Raw genomic sequence first — 21288 nt, 5'->3', positions numbered from 1 at the left:
TGGCAGTTCAGGAGCGAGACCGCCCGCTATGCAGACCCGATGCCGGATGGCAAATGGCGCCAATTCAGCTTCGTGATGGAAGCAAAATCGGTGATCACGACTCCTTCTGGCGGAATGAAGTTGAAGGGGCCGGGGCTGTACGAGATCCAGGGCTTCGCCTGGTCAGGCCGCGGCAAGGTGAGCGCGGTCGATGTCACGGTAGACGGCGGCAAGATCTGGGGGCCAGCTGTTCTGGAAGAGCCGGCGCTCGACAAAATGCTCACCCGCTTTCGCTACCGGTGGAACTGGGACGGCGCTCCGGCCCAAATCGCGAGCCGCGCCGTCGACTCGACTGGCTATGTGCAGCCGAGCGTTGAAGAGATCGGCAAAGTGCGGGCGATTGCGGGGTTCGTTCAGCACCACAACGGGGTCTTTCCTTGGTCCATCGCCGCCAGCGGGGACGTGAAAAATGCGGTCGCTTAGTATCGCGGTGGCCGCTGCGGCCGTGGTCCTAGGCTGCTCGACGATGGAAGCGATGACGACTTCATCGTCGGTGAAATCCCCAGCAGCAGCGAAGCCGCCGGTCGCTTACGGCAAGCCGATCAGCGAAGCCGATATTACCCTCTGGAACATCGACATTCGCACTCCCGACGGGAAAGGCCTTCCGGTGGGTAGTGGAACGGTGGCCCAGGGCAAACAGGTCTACGAGGCTAAATGCGCCGCCTGCCACGGCGTGGACGCGAAGGGCGGGCCACAATACGGGACAATGGTCGGCGGCATCGGCTCGTTTACCACCGATAAACGGATTTTGACTCCGGGCAGCATGTATCCCTACGCGCCGATTCTATTCGATTACGTCCGACGCGCAATGCCCATGGATCGGCCACAGTCCTTAAGCGCGGACGAGGTTTACGCAGTGTCCGCCTATTTGCTCCATCTGAACGGGCTGGTTCCGGCCGACGCAGTACTAGATGCGAAGACCCTGCCTCAGGTCCAGATGCCCAACCGCAACGGTTTTATTCTTGACGACCGGCCCGATACCCGCGCTGTGCGATGCATGCGGGACTGCAGAAAGTAGAATCACGCGACGCGAAGAGTACGAAGTCACGTGCTGGACGAAAGAGTTCGGCGTCAGCGGCGGAAAGCGATTGGAAGGTCGCGACGGCCAAGATCGCACTCTGACAATATCAGTCGCTTCCTGAACTTTTTCTGACACGGTTCAGGCGAAGAAGACTACCTTCGCCGATTTCCCGAGCTCGCTTGTGCCCCGGCCAGCGTAGGCACTCAGTCATCTGCCCGGGGACAGGAGAACTTGATAACTCGGATCCCGGGTCCCTCGCCGCGCAGGTATGAAGGCCACGAGCAGGTGTTGCGAACATCCTTCGGCACCGCGGGGACCAGCCAGCTCTCTAGCTCATGCAGCACGCCGGCGTCGCGCGCGATACGGTATTTGGCACTGTGAATGCATTCGCGGTCGCGGAACTCGCACAAGTTTTCGGTGGTACCGCCGCATGGTCCGTTGGCGAGTCCCTTTGGACAGGTTTCGGGGCATATATATTGGGTCGCCGCCAAGCGACACATCCCGCAGGTTTCGCAGCCGAACAGCGGGCCTTTTATAGCGCGCTCCATCAGTGTCAACAGACGATCCACTTTGCTGTGACGTCTGATTGGCTTTAACACCGGTCGTAAGAACTTGGCGCCCAGCCCATTGGCGAATAGAAAATCGTGTATTCCGTTCATTGCGCGGTGCCGGTATTCGCGCCGGCTACGACGGCTGGAGTGGAACGACCGAGAACGATCGAGATACCAAGGGTGATGCGGAGCGGGGTCGGCGTGGCCACCCTCAGGCAACGTGAACGACTCCTCCCAGGCCTTGCTCCACGTATCCCGCTCACCGCAGAGTTCGGACAATTCGGCAACCTGCGTTTTCAGCGCCGACATCTTTTCGATTGCATGCAGGCCGGTGACCTGTATTCCCGAATAACCGAAAAGCTTGAGCCCCACTATTTGCAAAGCGAGACGGCGCATGGCCCGGGACGCGCCTTTATCGGCAAATACCCGCTCTTCTTCTTCGAGCAGGGCCATGACTGAATCAGTCACGGTTACTCCCGCCAGCTGGTGATGGCGGATGTAGCGCGCTCTCGCGGGTGGCATTGGCATGACATTGGCCACTAATGGCACCCGATAATTGCGCATGTCCATCCAATCGAGGGCCTCTTCGTATTTATGCATGTCGAAGCCGATCTGGGTAATCACGAAATCCGCCCCCGCGCCTACTTTCTTGCCCAGCTTCAGGTACTGAGCCATTGCGTCCTCTTCGCGGTATTTGAATGGATTCAGCGCCGCGCCAGCCCAAAGGCGGGGATTGAGCTGCTTTGCCCGCTCAATGGCCGGCACCGACTCGAGGTAGCGCAGGCGCTGGCCGGGGAGTTCTCTTTTGAGCCGGTCACCGGTCAGGAAAAGGGCGTTCTCCAAACCATCTTCCTGCATGCGCTCGACAAACCCGTCCAGCTCATCCGATTCCCGCCCTTTTCCCGAGAAGTGGACGAGGGGCTGCTTACCGCTGTACTGGAGAAGATGGGACGCCGCTGCAACGGGATCGGGGTCACGCTCGGACACGACGCGGTCAGTGACGGCGAAACCGGCCAGCAGTGGATCCTCCGCGAGCACCTCAGTAATGCCGCCAATTTTGTGGAGCTCGTCGCGCAGAATCTTGTCCACCGAAGGAATGAACTCGATGGTCCAGAAAAATTTTCCGCTGCACAGCGCTTGCCGGATTGCATTAGGCGGCGGAAGAGCGCGGTCAGGAGCAGGAAAAGAAAGCTCGACCGCCACCTTCTCGTCCGCCCGGCGCGGAAGAGGCCCAGGCACCTCTTGATCGGCGATCTCCGGACGCGCATGAAGAGCCTCGAACACCTTCTGCCTGAGGCGCAGCAGTTCAGGTGTGACTAAAAGGTCGGGGCGCCTCAACAGCGGCAAGTCGATGAGAACGCTTCGCCGAATGCGGCCGTCTACCATAATCTGCACGCGATCTGCGAGATGCACGGATTCTTCGACATCTTCGGTCATGAATAGCACCGTCTTCCGCGCATGGCGATGAAGCTCGAGCAGCAGCCGATGAAGCTCTGTGCGCTCGAGCCCTAAAGCAAAAGGCTCGTCAAATATGATGACATCAGCATCAGAAAGGAACGTTGCGATGATTTCTGCGCGGTAGCGAATCGAAGCCGGAAGAACACGCGTCAGGCGGTCTGCGAACTCGCTGAGTCCGAACTGCCTGAGCAGCTCCCACACAGGCGAGCCCGCGCTTTCTCCGTCGGTTGCGCGCTGCAGATTTCGCGCAAGAGTCTTTGCCGGACGCAATCTGTTTCGCTGATGAAGACAGATACGGCGAGGTTTCGGCTTATTGCCGGGCCGGTTGATGACGTCACCGTCAAGATACATTACGCCATCGTCCAACATCTCCAACCCCGCGATCGCCCGCGCGAGAGTGGACTTCCCGGACCCGCGGGGACCGAGCACAGCGCTAAACTCTCCTGGCCTCACTTCGATTGAGCAATCATCCAAAGCGACCGCTCCATCTGCTTTGCTGCCGTATTTTTTTCCCGCGTTTCGCACCGAAAGCCATCCCGGCTTGCCGAGTATCGTGCGCTCATAGCCGGCGTGCGCACGAACCAGCTCCCGCAGCCGTTCTTCACCTTCTTTCCCATAGCGCGTGCAAAGCTTCTGAAACCACTGGCCGTCGACAGCAAGCACGGTGGTTGGCAACTCGCAACGCGCGGAAATGACCCGCAATGGCTGACCTTGAACAGCGGCGGCAAAGCCGAATAGCTGGCCGGGGGCATCTGCACGGTAGGCGAGAGAGCCCTTGTCGCCCGCCTGCACCTCTGGATGCCCGATCCTGCCTTGCACGAGAAAATAGAAGTAGGCAGCGGGATCGTTCTTCGCGTAAATGAATCGGCCTTTGTCGAAGGACTCTTCATGGGCGGCAGCTGCGATCTCGGAAAGCATCTCGGGAGGCGCAGTCCCTAGAAAGGAGCTAATGCGCAGCAGTTCCAGCTTTTTGTCGAAGGTGAGCATGGGCTTTGAGAAGCCGCGGCCATCCGCTCGGGCGGACTAGGACCGCGAGGAGGATTCGGTGGGTCCGGCCGAGCGGTCTGAAGGAGAGAGGGATGCGGGCACAACTGACTCGGTCGCGGCATTTTCCGATGGCATGTTAGCGGCACTGGCCGGCGGCGCCCCCGTCAGAGGGTTCTGTAAAGCGGCATCGGCGACATTCAAGTCGGGTTGCGGCGGAGAGGGCAAGGGGCAATACTTCGCGTCGAACGATTCTTCGGTGATCCACTGATACATCGCTTCCCGCGCCTGATTCTCAGTGCGGAAGAAATATTGCGTGCCGATTAACGCGTAGAGACCCGTTCTTTCCATCACCTCCCGCACCTGAAGCTTCATGCCGCTGAATACGAGCGTGACGCCGTTGTCCTTGAGGCGCTTCACCAAATGCCGTACCACCTCCTCGCCGGACGCATCGAGCTGGTTTATGCCGTCGCCCAGAATCAAAACGAACCTGGTTTGAGGATGGGATGCGCACGCTCCAAGGACGGCATCCTCGAAATACGGCACGTTGGCGAAATACAGCGCCGCGTCGAAGCGGATGATGACGATACGCTCGTCTTCGGGAGCCTGGGTCTCGCCCAACCCGCCACCCTCATGCCCGCGCGTGATGATGCGCGGCTTCATGGTCCGCCACAGGAACAGAATAACGGCCAGGCCCGCCCCGATAACAATGCCGTTGTCAAGATGTGGAGCGAATGCCAGCGTCGCGACGAATGTTACGGCGGCGGCGATGCCATCGTGCCGGTGCGCGCGCCATGCGTATGTCATAGCCTTGAAGTTGACCAGGTTTACCACGGCCAGCATGATAAGGGCCGCCAACACGGCCTGCGGCAGGTGATAGAGCAGCGGGGTCAAAAACAGCAAAGTCAGCAGCACTACCAGTGCCGTTACCACTGACGACATCCCAGTCACCGCGCCGGCGTTGAAGTTGACCGCCGACCTCGAGAACGAACCGCTGGACGGGAACGATTGACTTAAGCTGCCCACGATGTTGGCCAAGCCCTGACCGATCAGCTCCTGGTTCGGGTCGATCCGCTCCTTGGACTTTGTCGCCATGGCTTTCGCAATCGAGATAGCTTCCATGAATCCGACCAGAGAAATGACGAACGCGGTCGAAAGCAGCGAAACGAAAGCGTCCCAAGTGAATCTGGGCACGTGGAAGCTGGGGAGGCCCGAGGGTATTTTCCCAATGACTTCACCACCACTCACGAGCTTGATCTCGTCTGCGCTGATGCCCTTGAATCGCCATTGGCGACCGTCTGTTTCGACATCTTTGGGTACCATGTCGGCGAGATACACTTTCGGCGCCTCACCTTGAGCAGCGGTGGCCACAGTGAAACGCAGTTGCTTCAACTGGTGCTCCCGATCGCGATTCTGCGCATCTGCCTCCGCGAGCTGCAGCTGCAGCAAACCGACCTCGTAGTTCAGCCTCACCATTGCCGTGCTGTTGCCTGCGGCAACCTTCCGCAGATCTTTGATGTCATTGAGTCCGGAAACGATCTGGCTCCTTAGCTCATGGCTCCATGCCTTTCCTGACGCATAGTCCGCCGTTAGCACCTGGACGACCGGGTGCGCAATCTGGTTCGACTTGACGCTGGTCGCGCCCTCGAAATCTATTAGCCAGCTGATCAATGTGGCTACAACCACGGCGACGAGCACTCCCGGCAGTTTTGGAAAGCGCTTTCTCATCCACCACATCAGCCCGAAAGCGGAAAGGCCCATGATGAGGCTTAGGAGGTGGGTCTCGCGGATAAGCTGTAGAACCCCCCAAATGTCGGCAATAAAGTGCTCGCTCCGCGCGAGCGGCAGCCCGAGCAGTTTGTTGAACTGCGACAGCGCGATGATGATCGCCGCGGCATTGGTGAAACCGACGATGACCGGATGGGAGATGAAGTTGATGACCACCCCCAGCTTGAACACGCCGAGGACCAGCTGGACGATGCCGACCAGCAGAGCGAGCAGGATGGCGAAAGCAATAAACTGCTCAGAGCCAGGAACCGCAAGGGGCGCGAGGGCGGACGCGGTGAGCAGTGAAACCATCGCCACCGGCCCGGTAGCGAGCTGACTCGACGAACCCCATAAAGCTCCCACCAACACCGGAAAAAACGCCGCGTACAAGCCGTAATGCGCAGGGAGGCCGGCGAGCTGGGCATACGCCATCGACTGCGGCACTAGCACCAAGCCTACCGTCAAACCAGCAATCCCGTCGGCCTTGAGCGTCTCCCTGCTTAATGGAAACCAGCGCAGAAAAGGGAAAAAGCGTTTGACCTCCTGCTTGAGTTTCCCCAAAAAAAAGGGAGAACTCCAAAGAGCTCTTCTGGGCATAGCGTTTTTCCCTCCTTGCCGGTCTTTTGCGGCCATGAACGAGCTTTGTTCTGGCGAGAATCTAAACTCTGGAAACAGGAGATGTCGGTTCCTAGCTTATTGTAGCGCAGAACCATCGCGAAACCCGTCGAACACCGGTGGCCAACGACTGCACACGGGGAAAATTACCATTTGTGCGGTGGCGCAACGCGAAGGAACTGAGTCTGATTAGTACCGTGTCGACAGTGAACGCGAGTTCGCTATTAGCATTGGGTCCAAGCGCGTGTGTCAGAAGGCCCGTTGGGTCTTATCAATACGCGGGCTGGGCACGGGGTTGAGAGAACGAATTGTTTCCCGACGACATGGTGCCACTGTTTCGTAACGCAACAGGCCTCAGGTATGAGTGTTGGCGCGCGCCTTTTTCATACGCTGGTTCAGGAGCTTATGGTTGGGCATTGAACGGTACGGGAATTGCTTCCGGGCGTTTTCAATCGCGGATACGCTCGCGCATCCATTCAATTTTTAACGTCCACCAAGGAGCACACCATGGCCGAACCAGCCACCCCGAAGCGCAAGAAAGTGACGATCCCGATGCTAATGGAGAAGAAGAAGAAAAAGGAGCCGATCATTCAGCTCGCCGTTTACGACTATGAAAACGCCATTGTCGCAGATCGCGTCGGCGTCGAGATCCTGTGCGTCTCCGATACCGGTGGCATGGTGTTGTTCGGCCATGAAAGCACCATTTCGGTTTCGTTCGAGGAAGTGCTGTTTATGGCGCAGGCGGTGCAGCGCGGATCGCAATACGGATTGCGTATGGTGGACATGCCTTACATGAGCTTTCATATCTCCGAGCAGCAGGCGGTGGACAACGCCGCAAAGTTTGTCGCCAAGGCCGGCGCCGAGGTCATGAAGTGCGAAGGGAACCTGCATCATGCTCGATACATGGAAGCCATTATCAAGGCGGGCATCCCCGTCCAGGGTCATATCGGCATCACGCCCATGCGGATGCCGCAACTGGGCGGTTTTGCCGCGCAGGGCAAGACTGCTGAGCGGGCGAAGGAATTGGTCGACGACGCGCTGGCAATGGTGGACGCCGGTTGCTTCTCTATCATGTGCGAAGTGACCACTTCGGAGGTGTGCGAGTACCTGGCCGAGACGCTGCCGGTTCCGGTCATCAGCCTGGGGGCGGGCAATTGCGCCGATGGAGTGCATATCATCGGCTCTGATCTATTTCACCTTTATGAGAAGCACGTCCCCCGGCATTCCAAGATCTATCACGATCTCGTCCCTGTGCTGGAGAAGGTATACAAGGACTACAGCCGCGATGTGAAAGAGCGCATCTATCCGGGCAAGGAGCATACCGTGTTCATGAAGGAAGAAGAGCTCGCGCGGTTCAAGGACATGATGGGGTGGAAAAAATAACTGTTATGCGGCTGGTCGCTGCTGATCGAGACGTTCTGGCGGAGACCTCTTATAACAATCGGCACGATGACGGCGACATAATGCTCGTTGCGCCTTACTGCCTTCTGACTTTAGTACGACACGACGGTACGCTGCGGGGATCCTGCGAGTGCTGAGAGAAACTGATTCCAAGGCCGAAAGAACAGTCGTGGCTGATAGTGGGTTATGTTAAAATCCTTTCCGTTTCGTTACTACGTAGCAAGCGACTATGAAAGCTGAGCACTTGAAGAGCGAACCGCTTTCAGAGCGGCTTGACGATCAGGTCGTCAAGACCACCACCTGTTACATGTGCGCCTGCCGCTGCGGGATTCGCGTGTATCTGCGAGACGGAGAAGTGCGCTACATCGACGGCAACCCAGAGCACCCGCTAAACAAGGGCGTGATCTGCGCGAAAGGCGCGTCGGGGATTATGAAGCAGTATTCGCCGGCCAGGCTCACGAAGCCCTTGCTGCGCCGCGAAGGCGCCGAGCGCGGATCTGCTGACTTCGTCGAGATCAGTTGGGACGAGGCGTTCGCGATGCTGGAAAAGCGTCTTGCGCACCTCCGCGCGACCGATCCGAAAAAGTTCGCGCTGTTCACTGGCCGTGACCAGATGCAGGCTTTGACCGGGTTATTCGCGCGTCAATTCGGAACCCCGAACTATGCGGCGCACGGGGGATTTTGTTCGGTAAACATGGCGGCCGGCATGATCTATACGATCGGCGGCTCTTTCTGGGAGTTCGGCGGTCCGGATTTGGACCGCGCCAAGCTTTTCGTGATGATTGGCACTGCCGAGGATCACCATTCCAATCCGCTCAAAATCGCGATTTCAAAATTCAAGCGCAGCGGAGGGAAGTTCATTTCCATCAATCCGGTGCGTACCGGCTATTCCGCGATAGCCGATGAATGGGTGCCGATCAAGCCGGGAACTGATGGGGCGTTGCTGCTTGCCTTGATTCACGAAATTATTGAGCTCGGTCTATACGATCGTGATTTTCTAGCTCGCTATACCAATGCTGGGCAGCTTGTAAACCAAGACTCAGAAAGCTCTCGCTTCGGCCTTTTCATTGAGGACCACGAGACTCCCGTCCACAATCCAGAATATCCGCAGAACAAGCTGTGGTGGGACCGCATCACCGATAAGCCGGTGCCGACTCACGCGGAAGACGCCGACCCCAGGCTGCGTGGCAGTTTCGTGCTGCCGGACGCCACTCCCGTCAAACCTGCTTTTCAATTGCTCGAAGAGCGAGTTTCCGGCTACACTCCAGAATGGGCTTCTGATATTACGGGAATCCCGGCGGCGACGATCCGACGGCTCGCGCACGAGATAGGGATCACCGCTCGCGATCATACGATCGAGCTTCCGATCGCGTGGACGGATTCCTGGGGAAAAGAGCACGAAACAGTTACCGGCAAGCCCGTTGCTTTTCACGCGATGCGCGGGCTGGCGGCTCATTCCAACGGCTTTCACGCCATACGAGCGCTCGCGATTCTGATGACCCTCCTGGGCACAATCGACCGCCCTGGCGGCTTCCGGCACAAGGCGCCGTATCCGCGAGGCATTCCGCCCTACCCGAGGACGCTCAATTCGCCCGATTGCGTGAAGCCGAACACGCCGCTCCCGGGACCGCCGCTGGGATTTCCCGCGAGCCCTCAAGACCTGTTCATCGATGAGCGCGGCGAGCCGCTTCGCATCGACAAGGCTTTCTCGTGGGAATACCCGCTGGCCGCGCACGGGCTTATGCATTCGGTCATCACCAATGCCTGGCGCGGAGACCCTTACCGGATCGACACACTGCTCATCTTCATGGCCAATATGGCGTGGAATTCCGCGATGAACACTGGGGAAATTCGCAGGATGCTGAACGACAAGGACGAGCGAGGCGAGTACAAGATTCCATTTCTCGTGGTGTGCGACGCGTTTAAATCGGAAATGACCGCGTTCGCTGATCTGATTCTTCCAGACACCACCTACCTTGAGCGGCATGACGTGATGGGGATGCTCGACCGGCCCGTTTCCGAGTTCGACGGACCGATGGACTCGGTGCGCGTTCCGGTGGTGCCGCCCACCGGAGAATGCAAGCCATTTCAAGAAGTGCTTGTCGAACTGGCTTCGCGCTTGAAATTTCCAGCCTTCGTGAATTCCGATGGCTCGCGGAAGTTCCGCGATTATCCCGACTTCGTCGTCAACTTCGAAACCGCGCCGGGTTCGGGCATTGGCTTTCTGACAGGCTGGCGCGGAAAGAACGGTGACAAGGCCTTGGTTGGCGAACCCAATCCGAAGCAATGGGAGATGTACGCGAAGAACAACTGCGTCTTCTACTACGAGATGGCGCCATCGCACCGCTACATGCGCAACTGCAACCAGGGGTATCTTAAATGGGCGGAGAGCGTGGGATTCAAGAAATTCCACGATCCAATTCTGATTCAGCTCTACTCGGAGACGCTGCAGACTTTCCGTCTTGCCGCGCAAGGTAAGGGGGCAGGCAGGCAACCGCCGGAGCGGCTGAAGAGTCGGGTGGAGAAGTTCATGGATCCGCTGCCGTTCTACTATGAGCCGCTGGAAGCGCAGATGACCGATAAACAAAAATATCCCCTCAACGCAATCACGCAGCGCCCCATGGCGCAGTACCACTCCTGGGATTCACAAAACGCGTGGTTGAGACAAATTCACTCTCACAACTATTTGTACGTGAACCCGCGCACCGCGCTCGCACAGGGTATTAAAGACGATGACTGGATTTGGGTCGAATCCCAGTGGGGACGCGTGCGCTGTATGGCGCGCCACAGCGAAGCGGTGGAACCGGGAACGGTATGGACCTGGAATGCGATCGGCAAGGCGAAGAGCGCGTGGAATCTTGAGCCGGACGCCAATGAATCGCGCCTGGGGTTTTTGCTGAACCATCTCATTTCCGAAGAGTTGCCGCGAGACGCCGATGGCAGCCTGTTGGCTAACGCCGATCCAGTGACGGGTCAGGCCGCTTGGTACGATGTAAGGGTGCGCATCTACCGCGCGGATGAATCGGAACCCGAAGAAACTTGGCCGCAGTTTGAGTCTCCGAAACCTGCGCCGGGGAAACCTGAGTCTGGGCGCGGCTGGCGCGCGTACTTCGCCGGAGGGAAAGGACGTACATGACTCAGCTCTGTTTAGTGATCGATTTGAATGTGTGCGTGGGCTGCCATGCTTGCGTGACGAGCTGCAAAGAATGGAATACCTCCGGTCATGCGGGTGCGCTGGTAGATGAAAACCCCTACGGCGCAGAGCCCACAGGGACTTTTTTCAACCGCGTGCAGACCTTCGAGGTGGGAGAGTTCCCCGATACCGAGACCGTGCACTTTCCGAAGTCCTGCCTGCACTGCGAGGACCCGCCATGCGTTCCGGTGTGCCCCACCGGCGCGAGCTACAAGCGGCCGGAGGACGGGATCGTGCTCGTAGATTACGACAAATGCATCGGCTGCAAGTATTGCGCGTGGGCCTGCCCTTGGGGCGTGCGGGAAATTGACGAAAAACGGCACGAGATGACGAAATGCACGCTGTGCGTCGATCGCATCTATAACGAAGAACTGCCTCCCCAGGACCGGAAGCCAGCGTGCGTGATGGCCTGCCCGACCAGCGCTCGCCTGTTCGGTGATATTCATGATCCCAACTCCGAAGTATCGGTGGCGGTCCGGGAGCGCGGCGGCTATGCGTTGATGCCGGAATGGGGAACAAGGCCTTCCAATCATTATCTCCCGCGGCGCAAGACCGAAATCAAAATCCACGAAGACGAGCTGCAGCGAGCGGCCAACCCGCTCAAAAAAGAAGTGCCGCCTGCGGGCGGAGTTTCGATTGGAACGAGCGAGGATAGTTTTACGGCTTAGCATGAACGGTAAGCAGAAAGATCTTCTCTCCGTTCGCTGTTCACCTGCTTCACTTCAAAAATGCACCCGGCATTCTCGGTCATCTTTTTTACCACCCTGATTGGCGCGGCTCAAGGGCTTTATCTCGCTCTCGTGACCGCAGAAGTGCTGACGCTTGTGGGACAGGTGCCTGCGCAGCAGCCGCGTAGCTTTTACGCGCTCGGTGCTGCCATCTCGCTTGTGCTGCTCGGCGGCGGATTGATTGCATCTTTCTTTCACCTGGGCCGGCCGGAGCGCGCCTGGCGCTCGGGAGCGAAGTGGCGAACGTCTTGGCTTTCACGCGAGGTGATTGTGCACCCCCTCTTTATGGGGCTCGTGTTTGTCTACGGGCTCGCTCATTTTGTTGGCTGGGCGGACACTCCCGCGCATTGGGTTCTCGTCGCCCTCGGCGTGATCGTCTGCCTCACCTTGTTCGTGTGCACCGGTATGATTTACGCCTGCATTCGATTCCTTCAGGAATGGGCGACACCGCTCACGCTCGTCAACTATTTTCTTCTCGGCACCGCATCGGGTTTTACTTTGGCGAGTGCCTTCAGCGCGTGGGCCGCGCCGCAGCTGCTCGGGATCTATGCGCCCACCGCCATCATTCTGACGTTGGCCGCACTGCTTACCCGAACTGCATCGCTTGTCCGCAACGCCGGTCTCAAGCCAAAATCCACAATCCAGACCGCGACTGGAATCAAACATCCCAAAGTCATTCAGAAATCGCAGGGATTCATGGGCGGGTCTTTCAATACCCGCGAGTTCTTCCATGGAAAAACCCCCAAGTTTCTCCGATCGGTGAAATGGATCTTCCTGGTGCTGACGTTTTTGGTGCCCACCGTACTTGTGAGTGTCGGGCTGGCCACCGCCTCGGCGGCGCTCCTTGGTCTTGCCTTCGCCGCGCAATATGCCGGACTTATCGCCGAGCGCTGGTTCTTCTTCGCCCAGGCCAACCACCCGCAAAATCTCTACTATCAGGTAATATCCTAACCTTCAAGTCCTATTAGGTTTGGATAGCAGTACGGCGCACCGGGACCTAAACTTGGAGGCTTCACGTCTACAATCAAGGGACATCCCCTTATGGCGGCTCCCGAGTTGCCATTTCCATGAAAGACACCTTCCATCTTCATCTCTACACCGTCTTTCCATTCTTGCGCTGGTGGCCGCTGGTCAATGTTCAGACCGCCCGCGCGGATTCGATCGCGGGCCTCACCGGCGCTATCATCGTGCTGCCCCAGGGCGTCGCATTTGCAAGCATTGCTGGCCTGCCCCCGGAATATGGCCTCTACGCCGCGATGGTACCTGCGGCGGTCGCAGCGCTATTTGGCTCATCCTGGCATCTGGTCAGCGGTCCTACCACTGCGATCTCCTTGTTCGTTTTTGGCGCGGTAAGCCCAGTTGCCGAGCCGGGCACTTCCCAGTACGTCGGCCTAGTCTTGACGCTGGCCTTTCTCACCGGGCTGTTTCAATTCGCCCTTGGCGCAGCGCGCATGGGAATGCTGGTGAACTTCATTTCCCATACCGTCGTGATCGGCTTCACTGTCGGGGCTGCCGTGCTGATTGCGACCAGTCAGATCAAAAACTTTTTCGACATCAACATTCCCCGTGGCACCTCCTTCTACGAGACGATGCATCTCTTCGTTATCATGGCTCGCGACATCAATCCCTATGCCACCGCGGTGGGTGTGGTCACGTTGATTAGTGGGATATTGACGCGAAGGTATTACCCAAAGGTTCCGTACCTGATAGTGGCAATGGTTATTGGTAGTCTATTCGCGTTGGTTTTGAGCACGACCATCGGACTGGGGAAGACCCAGATCCACACTGTAGGTGCGCTTCCACGAGGTCTTCCGCCCTTGTCGCACCCTGACTTTTCATTCTCGGCGATCAATTCCATGTTGTTCAGCGCCCTGGCCATTACCATGCTGGGACTGACGGAAGCAATCTCGATCTCTCGCGCAATTGCAGTTCGATCCGAGCAGCGTATCGATGCCAGCCAGGAATTCATCGGGCAGGGACTCGCGAATATCGTCGGCAGCTTCTTTTCCGGCTACCCGTCCAGCGGGTCATTCAATCGAAGCGGCCTGAACTATACGGCCGGAGCGCAAACTCCGCTGGCGACAGTGTTTGCGGCTGGATTTCTGGTCATCACGCTATTGTTTGTCGCGCCGCTTGCTGCGTATTTGCCAATCGCTGCAATGGCCGCGATCCTCTTCCTTATCGCTTATGGGCTCGTGGATTTTCACCATATCAGAACGATATTCAAGGCGAGCGGAGCGGAATCCCTTATCTTTGTGGTCACCTTCATTGGAACCCTAGTTGACCTCGAGAAAGGAATTTTCTTCGGGGTGCTGCTTTCGCTGCTCTCGTACCTGTACCGCACTTCGCGGCCGGTCATTCGCGAGGCAGTGCCGGCTCCTGAAGAAGGCAGCTATCATTTCGTACCCAGGTCTGACAAGCCGGGATGCTGCCAACTAAAGATGATATTTCTCGACGGCTCGATCTTCTTTGGAGCGGTTGACAGTGTGCAGCGCACGCTACGAGGCTATGATCAATCCAATCCGGACTTTAAACATGTGCTGATTCTCGGGACTGGCATCAATTTCGTCGATCTTGCAGGCGTCGACATGCTCGCAGGCGAGGCCAGGCGACGCAAAAAGTTGGGCGGTGGCCTTTACTTTCACCGTCTGAAAAATTCGGTGTTCCAGATTTTCAAGCGCAGTGGGTTTCTTGAGGACATTGGCGAGGGAAACATGTTCGCGATGGGACCCAAAGTGATTCCTCTAATCTATTCGAAACTGGATTCAGAGATCTGTCGCCGCTGCAAGACCAGAATTTTTGTAGAGTGCAATACGAGATTACCCAATGGCGAGCTGCGGAGAGATTAGCTAACGTCTGTAGAAATTGAGAAAAGGCGCGGTACAAACTTGCACTAACGCGTCTATACTCAAGGTAAGCTGAGTGTGATCCAAGACGTAGGAGCGCAAATGGGGCTATACACTCCTGCGTGTTCCTGGAATGATTCATTCGCTTGTTCGCCCCGCCGGAACGAGAATTCGGCGCATGTCCGGAATGGAGAAAAGACCATGACGAAGAGCCCAATCGAGATGCTCCTTGAGAATCATGCAAGGATTAAAGGATTATTGGATAGGTTTGACGAAGCTCGAGAGGACGACGCGCGGCAGCGGCTCATCGCCTCGTCGCTTGCCGAGATCGCTATTCACGGAGCATTGCGCCAGGAGCTGGTTATTCCCGCAATGAACGAAGCGCTCGAGGACAGCTCTGTGGCAGATTGGGCCGCTCGCGATTATGAGGAGCAAACGCACACGATGTCAGAGATTTCAGCGACTCACTCTCCGAGCACGAGGATTACAAAGTTTCAAGGTTTTGTCGAGACCGTAAAGCGTCAACTCGAGGAAGAGGAGCAGCGGCTCGTACCAAAGCTCAAGGGGATGGAGCTGCAAGAGCTTGGCGAACGTATGGCAAAAAGGCGAGAAGAGCTGGAGCGAGTCAGATTGTTTTTGTAGGGCAGGCTGTGGGGAGCGCGACCACGCCCGCCCGTGCGTGTTCCCGAGCAGCGGCGCAAAGTAGAGTAGCATTTTCAACTCCGGGTTCTATCGGAAACATGATTTTTGTTTCTCCTTGAAACAGCGATTGTTAGGCTATACTAAAAGATATAAACATCAGTAGGCTAGAGGTTGCAGCAGATTGGCACGCTAACTGCTGCGAACGTGGGACTCTTATTCAACTCATCTGGAGGTTTGACATGTCGCGCAACGGGCAACAATGGATACAAAAACCGAATTTTCCTTCCACTCATTACGTCGATACCCGTATCTACACCGATGGACAGATTTTTCGGGAAGAGCAGGAGAAGATTTTCAACAAAAGCTGGATCATTGCCTGCCACGAATCAGAGATCCCCAACGCTTATGACTACAGGACTTTCAGCCATCCCGGCGGGTCTCCGCTGATCGTCGTGCGCGGGGAGGACATGAAAGTCCGCAGCTTCTATAACATCTGCCCACACCGCGGCAACACGTTGCTTTACGATCCGGTGGGCAACGCCAAGCGCATCACCTGCATGTTTCACGCGTGGGCGTTCGATGCCAAGGGGAATTGTGTTGACATAACCCGCGAAGAGCAGGGATTTCAGGATCGGTTCTGCAAGGCGGATGCGGGCTTGCGCGAAGTAAAAACCGAGATCGGGTTCGGTGGCTTCGCGTGGGTCAACGTAGACGATAACTCCTGTTCACTGAAGGAATTCATCGGCGACGCCATGAACATGCTGGACGAGCAGCTTTCAATGCCGCTGGAGGTGTTCCATTACCACAAAGCAATCGTCGACACCAACTACAAGCTTTGGCACGACACCAACAGCGAGTTCTACCACGATTACATGCATTACTTTAATCGCGTGACCGGGATGATGCAGCCCGGCTATTACGACCGCAAGTATGAGGGCTTTCCGAACGGGCACGCTACGGTCGGCTCGATGGAGATCAAGTACGACGCTTATGAAGGGAGCAAACAACGCGGCGTAGGCTGGCCCGCGCTCGCCCCCGGCGGCTGGATTCTGATCGACATCTTTCCGGGGATGACATACAACCTGCGCACGTCGGTATTGCGTTTGGATACGGCGATTCCGTTAGGTCCAAACAAGCTGATCGTTGAGTTTCGCGGGTTAGGTCTGAAGAGCGATACTCCCGAGCAGCGCGCCGAGCGCATTCAAGACCACAACACGATCTGGGGGCCGTTTGGCCGCAACCTGCACGAAGACCTGTTGGGCGTGCACGGGCAGGGGCGTGCGATGCGTGAGAGCACCGACAGTAAGTGGGTGATCCATGGGCGCGAAGAGAACATGACGATCCATGACGAGGGCGGGATGCGTCACTTCTATGCGGAGTGGAGCCGGCGCATGGCACGCAAATCGTATGACCCGATGGGCGAAGAAACCAGCCGGGCCGCTGCTTGAGGAGAAGCCTACAGTGAATGCGACACAAGCGATTCACGAACTTATTTACAGATCCTGTCTCACCCTCGATGAGAAGAATGTCAAAGCCTACCTCGATCTTTGCGATCCGGAATTCCATTACACCATCACTGCGCACAGTCCCGAGATCCGCAAGGAGATGACCTGGCTGGAGCATGACAAAGCCGGGCTGCAGACTTTGCTTACCCAACTCCCGCGCCATAACAGCGACCATTCACCGCTCACCCGTCATGCGACCGTATACACGGTGCAGTATGACGATGATAACAAGCAGGCATCGGTCGTTTCTGCTTTGCAGATTTTCAGGACCACGCTCGACGGCGGCGCGACCGAGTTGTTTGCCGTTGGCAAGTATCACGATACGGTGAAGCTTAACGGCGACGCTTCAAAGCTTTTGAAACGCGTGGTAAAACTGGACACCCGAATGTTCGGGTTTGGCTATCACATACCGTTTTGAGATGGCGCTCGGGACCCTATGAAGATCCAGGTCAATGCCAGAAACCGGGCATATCATTTCCAGGCTCACGATAAGGAGCAGATGCTATTTGCAGGCTTGCGCAGCGGCATCGATCTTCCTTATGAGTGCAGCACGGGAACTTGTGGAACGTGCAAAGCCAGGCTGATCGACGGCAAGATCTACGACCCGTGGCCGGAAGCGCCGGGACACAAGTATTGCAAGAACGAGTTGAATGAATTTCTCATGTGTCAGTGCGTCGCGCGCGCTGACTGCACGGTGGAAGTCGGCAATTTTGTCTATACGATGGATCCCGGTGCGTGTCTACCCAGGTCGTTCTTTGGCGTGATCCGTGCGACCAGGATGTTGACCCCCGATGTCATGCACTTGGAAATCGAGCTCGATAATCCACAGAATTTTGACGCGGGCCAGTTTGTTGTGATGGAGGCGCCGGGTGTGACGGGCTTCCGCGGCTACTCCATGGTTAATTTCGAGCGTGACGCGAAGAAACTGGAGTTTGTCGTAAAGAAGAAGCCCGGAGGAGGGCTTTCGCAGTGGCTCTTCGACTCTGGAAGCATAGCAGGCAGACCGGTTGATCTATGCGGTCCGCTCGGACATGCGACGTTTTTTCCCAACGTCAAGAAAAACATACTGTGTATTGCCGGGGGAAGTGGGATAGCCGGAATCATTTCCATCCTGGCGCGAGCCAGTCAAGAGCAGTATTTTAACGAGTACCGGGGCTATGTCTTTTTTGGGGTGCGCACCGCAAAAGACAGCTTCTTTCTGGACGAGCTCGAGGGTTTTGTGCGTCAGTTCCCCGAGCGTCTGCAAGTTACTGTCGTGTTCTCGGAAGAGGATGCCCCCGCCTCGCTCAAGCAAGCTCACCCGGACCTTCTGTTCGGCACGGGGTTTGTGCACGACGTCGCGGCGCAAGCGATGGACGGCAAATATCAGAACATCCGTGCGTACCTGGCGGGTCCGACGCCCGTTGTGGATACGGCGCTGCGCACCCTGATAGTCAAAGGGAAGCTCACGACTGACAACATCCGCTACGACAAGTTTAGTTAAGATGAGCAAGCGACGCGTGTGTTCTTTGGAAGAGGTTCCTGAAAATGGAATGCGCACGTTCGAAGCGGAAGGCGGATTGCGCGTTTTGATAGCCCATTCCGGAGAAGATTACTTCGCCTACCAGCCGGTCTGTCCGCATCAGGACGTCGAGCTGGAAGAAGGCATGTACGATGGTTGCGTGCTTACCTGTCACATGCATTTATGGCAATGGGATATCCGTACCGGCGCCCCGATGGGCTCCGCCGAGGCGCCGCTCGTGTACTACGATGTGAAAACGGAGGATGGCTCGCTTTATATCGTGCCTCCCAATGCGCTCCGCATGGCCGAGCTCTTTGACGGCGTTTCAGAACAGACACTCGAGAAAATAATCGCGCTCGCGCGCAGTGAAAGCTTTGAACAGGGAAGCGCGCTCTACAAGATAGGCGATCCAGTCGAAGATTTTTACGTTCTGGAGACTGGGCGGGTCAATTTTGCAGTCGGGCGCGAAGAACGCATTCGGGCCGCAGGGTTTATGCTGCGTAAGGGAGAGGTGTTCGGCTGGGCTGCGCTGCTCGAAAATCAGCCGCAACGCATCGCCTCCGCTACGTGTCTGGAGAAGTCTTCGTTGCTGGCAATCAACGGAAAACAGACGCTAAAAATGTTGGAGTCGGTTCCGGCAGATGGATTTATCGTTATGCGCCGGCTATCGTCTCTTATTACCAAGCACTTGATTGGTTCCGGCGCGGAATGAACTGATCATGGTTGAGGCCAGTCGAAACTTCTTTTAACCTATAAGATATCAGAGGAGACTTAAATGATGAAATGGAAAACTGGCTTGATCGTAGCGACAGCGCTGCTTGCGATCGGCTTTATAAAACCAGTTAGCGCTGCGGATTTGAACTACGGCAAGCCGGGCGAGCCTGTGAAGCTGGTCGTGGGTTATCAGCCTTACTATACGCAAGCCTGGTCCGGGCTCGTCATGCGAGGGAAGAAGTTTTACGAGAACTATCTACCCAAGGGCTCGACGGTAGAGTTCCAGATCGGTCTCCAAGGCGCGATCATCGTGAACGCAATGTTGGCGGGTAAGCAGCACATCGGCTATATGGGGGATATGCCGGCCATTGTTTCTACAACCAAACAGGATGTCGCCGACGTACGTCTTGTCGCGAACCTGGGGTTGGCTCATGACCAGTGCAACATCTTCCTTGCAAAGAAGGGCGCGCCCGACTTCGCCAACGCGAATGAAGCAATCAAGTGGCTGGACGGAAAGAATGTGGCGGTGCCTAAGGGAAGCTGCACCGATCGCTTTGCGCAAGCGGTTTTCAAGAAGACCGGCGTGCAGCCCAAGGCTTTCCTCAATCAGAATATCGAGGTCATCACCAGTAACTTCCGCGCCAACAAAATTGATGCCGCCGTCATTTGGGAGCCAACCGCGAGCCGTCTCGTCGAGGAGGGGCTGGCGAAGCGGATAGCTTCGGGGATCTCTGTAAAAGAGAACGATGCCGCGTTCATGGCGATGCGCGCGGATTTGATCAAGCAGCGTCCCGACATCGTAAAAGCCTGGTTGCAAGCCGAGCTCGACGCGCAGTTGTTCCTCGCCGATCCGAAGAATGCGCAGGAAGTCGTGAAGATGGCTACCGAGCAGACCACCGGATTCTCTGAGAAGGTCCTATGGACGGCGGCCTTCGGACAATTTCCAGAAAACGTAGGCGGTGCGCCGGTTCGTAACGAGCTACACTATACCTTCACGGAGCCGACGCTGGAGCTGATCAATCGTTCGACGGTGTTCCTGAACGAGATCAAGAGCATCAACGTCAACAAGCTTCGCCCGGAAGCGATCATGCCGGAGTTCACTCAGGCAATCCTGAAAGAGCGTGGGCTCAAGTCGCCAGTAGGGGTGATCAAAGCGCAGCCTCTGACCGCTTACGTCGGCAAATAAGGGAACAGGTTTGCGTCTGCGATGCCCGGCTCCGCTCCCATGGCCTCGACGATTTGCCGAGCAGGATGCAGCAAAGCTGAATCCCCTGGTTCCTTACCTTGAAGCTCGCGCAGGCTATTTACACACTTGAGGTCATCTAAAATGGCTCATCCCGCTGAACTTACCGCCTCGCAAGCCGCTGAAGTTAAAGCGTTGGTGAAAGGGACGATGCCGTTTCAGGTCGTCTCCGAATCCATGCACGAAAGCATCGCGCTGTTGGCGAGGCGCGTGGCCTACGCGCAAGGCGATGTCATCTACCATTCTGGCGAAAAAGCAGATGACATCTATATCGTGGTTTCGGGCCGCGTACAGCATAGTCTGGGCTCAGGAGTCGGCGCCGTGACTATGGAAAAAACCATGGGACCGGGTGATGTTTTTGGCTGGGCTGCATTGCTCAAAGCCAAGCCAACCCGCCTCGCCAAAACCGTTTGTATCGAGAAGACCGAGACTCTAAGAATAAACGGCGTTGATTTGCTCAAGCTCTTTGACAAAGATCCGACGACCGGGGATGTCGTGATGAGCCGGTTTGCCACGATGATAACGAAGGATTTCGACGTTCCCGCATCTGTCGCCGAGATGCAGGAATTTGCGCGGCGAGACCAGATAGCCCAGCCGAGCGGACTTGGGCTCACGATGTATAGGGTATCGCAGTGGCTGCAAAGTCCGAACCCCTATCTGATGCTGCTCGGCATCGCATTGTTTCTGGGCTTTTGGTACATGTCGGTGGAAGTCTTGCGGCTGCCGCGTTTCGAGGACATGCCGGGACTCACTGTGGTGGTGAAGGAATGGGTGAGCGAAGATCCCACCTACGGCCTATCCATCTACACGCCGGAGTATTACGAGCACATCTGGGTGAGTGTTCGCAGGGTCGGGATCGCGTTCCTGCTCGCGACTGCGCTTGGTGTTCCGTTAGGCCTGTTTCTGGGCTGGTCAAAAACCTTTCGCGATTACGTGTTCCCGCTTTTCGAGGTGCTTCGGCCGATTCCGATTCTGGCCTGGGTGCCGCTTTCCATCATCATGTTTACCGGCACCGAAACTCCGGTCATCTTTCTTACGTTCCTGGCTTCGTTCTTCGCTACTGCGCTCAATACGATGCTG

The 21288-nt window shown here is 56.8% G+C and carries 16 protein-coding genes; 14 read left to right on the top strand and 2 right to left on the bottom strand.

Features of this window, described 5'->3' with window-relative positions:
• Nucleotides 1-462, top strand: a 462-nt coding sequence (locus H0V78_02140) for a sulfite dehydrogenase (protein MBA2350612.1), incomplete at its 5' end; no start/stop codon positions are given.
• On the top strand, nt 449-1057 hold the full coding sequence (locus H0V78_02135; protein ID MBA2350611.1) for a cytochrome c: 609 nt from the start codon (nt 449-451) through the stop codon (nt 1055-1057). The genes H0V78_02140 and H0V78_02135, both read left to right, overlap by 14 nt.
• A 206-nt stretch (nt 1058-1263) precedes the next feature.
• Here the strand turns inward: H0V78_02135 and H0V78_02130 are convergent, their stop codons facing one another.
• Complete coding sequence (locus tag H0V78_02130; protein ID MBA2350610.1) at nt 1264-4056, bottom strand: methylenetetrahydrofolate reductase C-terminal domain-containing protein; 2793 nt, start codon at nt 4054-4056, stop codon at nt 1264-1266.
• A gap of 36 nt (nt 4057-4092) precedes the next feature.
• A complete protein-coding gene (locus tag H0V78_02125) occupies nt 4093-6417 on the bottom strand; it encodes a SulP family inorganic anion transporter (GenBank protein ID MBA2350609.1) in 2325 nt (774 codons plus the stop codon).
• Between the two features lie 525 nt (nt 6418-6942).
• On the opposite strand from H0V78_02125, the gene panB reads away from it, so the two are divergent.
• From panB to H0V78_02065, 12 genes are all read left to right on the top strand, one after another.
• Entirely contained in the window at nt 6943-7818 is an 876-nt protein-coding gene (gene panB, locus H0V78_02120) for a 3-methyl-2-oxobutanoate hydroxymethyltransferase (GenBank protein ID MBA2350608.1), read from the top strand.
• Between the two features lie 247 nt (nt 7819-8065).
• Entirely contained in the window at nt 8066-10972 is a 2907-nt protein-coding gene (locus H0V78_02115) for a molybdopterin-dependent oxidoreductase (protein ID MBA2350607.1), read from the top strand.
• Nucleotides 10969-11697, top strand: a complete 729-nt coding sequence (locus H0V78_02110; protein MBA2350606.1) for a 4Fe-4S dicluster domain-containing protein — start codon at nt 10969-10971, stop codon at nt 11695-11697. Before H0V78_02115 ends, H0V78_02110 begins: the two co-directional genes overlap by 4 nt.
• A 60-nt stretch (nt 11698-11757) precedes the next feature.
• Nucleotides 11758-12708 (top strand): dimethyl sulfoxide reductase anchor subunit, encoded by a 951-nt coding sequence (locus H0V78_02105; GenBank protein ID MBA2350605.1) that lies wholly within the window; start codon nt 11758-11760, stop codon nt 12706-12708.
• A gap of 116 nt (nt 12709-12824) precedes the next feature.
• Nucleotides 12825-14606, top strand: coding sequence for a SulP family inorganic anion transporter (locus H0V78_02100; protein ID MBA2350604.1), 1782 nt, complete (start codon nt 12825-12827; stop codon nt 14604-14606).
• A 198-nt stretch (nt 14607-14804) separates the two neighbouring features.
• Nucleotides 14805-15245 (top strand): hypothetical protein, encoded by a 441-nt coding sequence (locus tag H0V78_02095; protein MBA2350603.1) that lies wholly within the window; start codon nt 14805-14807, stop codon nt 15243-15245.
• 239 nt (nt 15246-15484) lie between these two features.
• The gene (locus H0V78_02090; protein ID MBA2350602.1) at nt 15485-16693 is read left to right on the top strand and encodes an aromatic ring-hydroxylating dioxygenase subunit alpha; all 1209 of its coding nucleotides are present in this window, start codon (nt 15485-15487) and stop codon (nt 16691-16693) included.
• A 13-nt stretch (nt 16694-16706) separates the two neighbouring features.
• Nucleotides 16707-17168 carry a nuclear transport factor 2 family protein gene (locus H0V78_02085; protein ID MBA2350601.1) on the top strand — a complete coding sequence of 154 codons (462 nt, stop codon included), beginning with the start codon at nt 16707-16709 and terminating at the stop codon, nt 17166-17168.
• An 18-nt stretch (nt 17169-17186) separates the two neighbouring features.
• The gene (locus H0V78_02080) at nt 17187-18233 is read left to right on the top strand and encodes a 2Fe-2S iron-sulfur cluster binding domain-containing protein (GenBank protein ID MBA2350600.1); all 1047 of its coding nucleotides are present in this window, start codon (nt 17187-17189) and stop codon (nt 18231-18233) included.
• A gap of 1 nt (nt 18234) precedes the next feature.
• On the top strand, nt 18235-18963 hold the full coding sequence (locus H0V78_02075; GenBank protein ID MBA2350599.1) for a cyclic nucleotide-binding domain-containing protein: 729 nt from the start codon (nt 18235-18237) through the stop codon (nt 18961-18963).
• 66 nt (nt 18964-19029) lie between these two features.
• Entirely contained in the window at nt 19030-20151 is a 1122-nt protein-coding gene (locus tag H0V78_02070) for an ABC transporter substrate-binding protein (protein ID MBA2350598.1), read from the top strand.
• Nucleotides 20152-20385: 234 nt separating this feature from the next.
• A partial coding sequence (locus tag H0V78_02065; protein ID MBA2350597.1) for a cyclic nucleotide-binding domain-containing protein occupies nt 20386-21288 on the top strand: 903 nt, incomplete at its 3' end.

The organism is Burkholderiales bacterium, assembly GCA_013695435.1.
In the GTDB taxonomy this organism is placed as follows: domain Bacteria; phylum Pseudomonadota; class Gammaproteobacteria; order Burkholderiales; family JACMKV01; genus JACMKV01.
The sequence above is the reverse complement of the archived record's forward strand: the minus strand, read 5'-3'. Positions and strand labels throughout refer to the sequence as shown.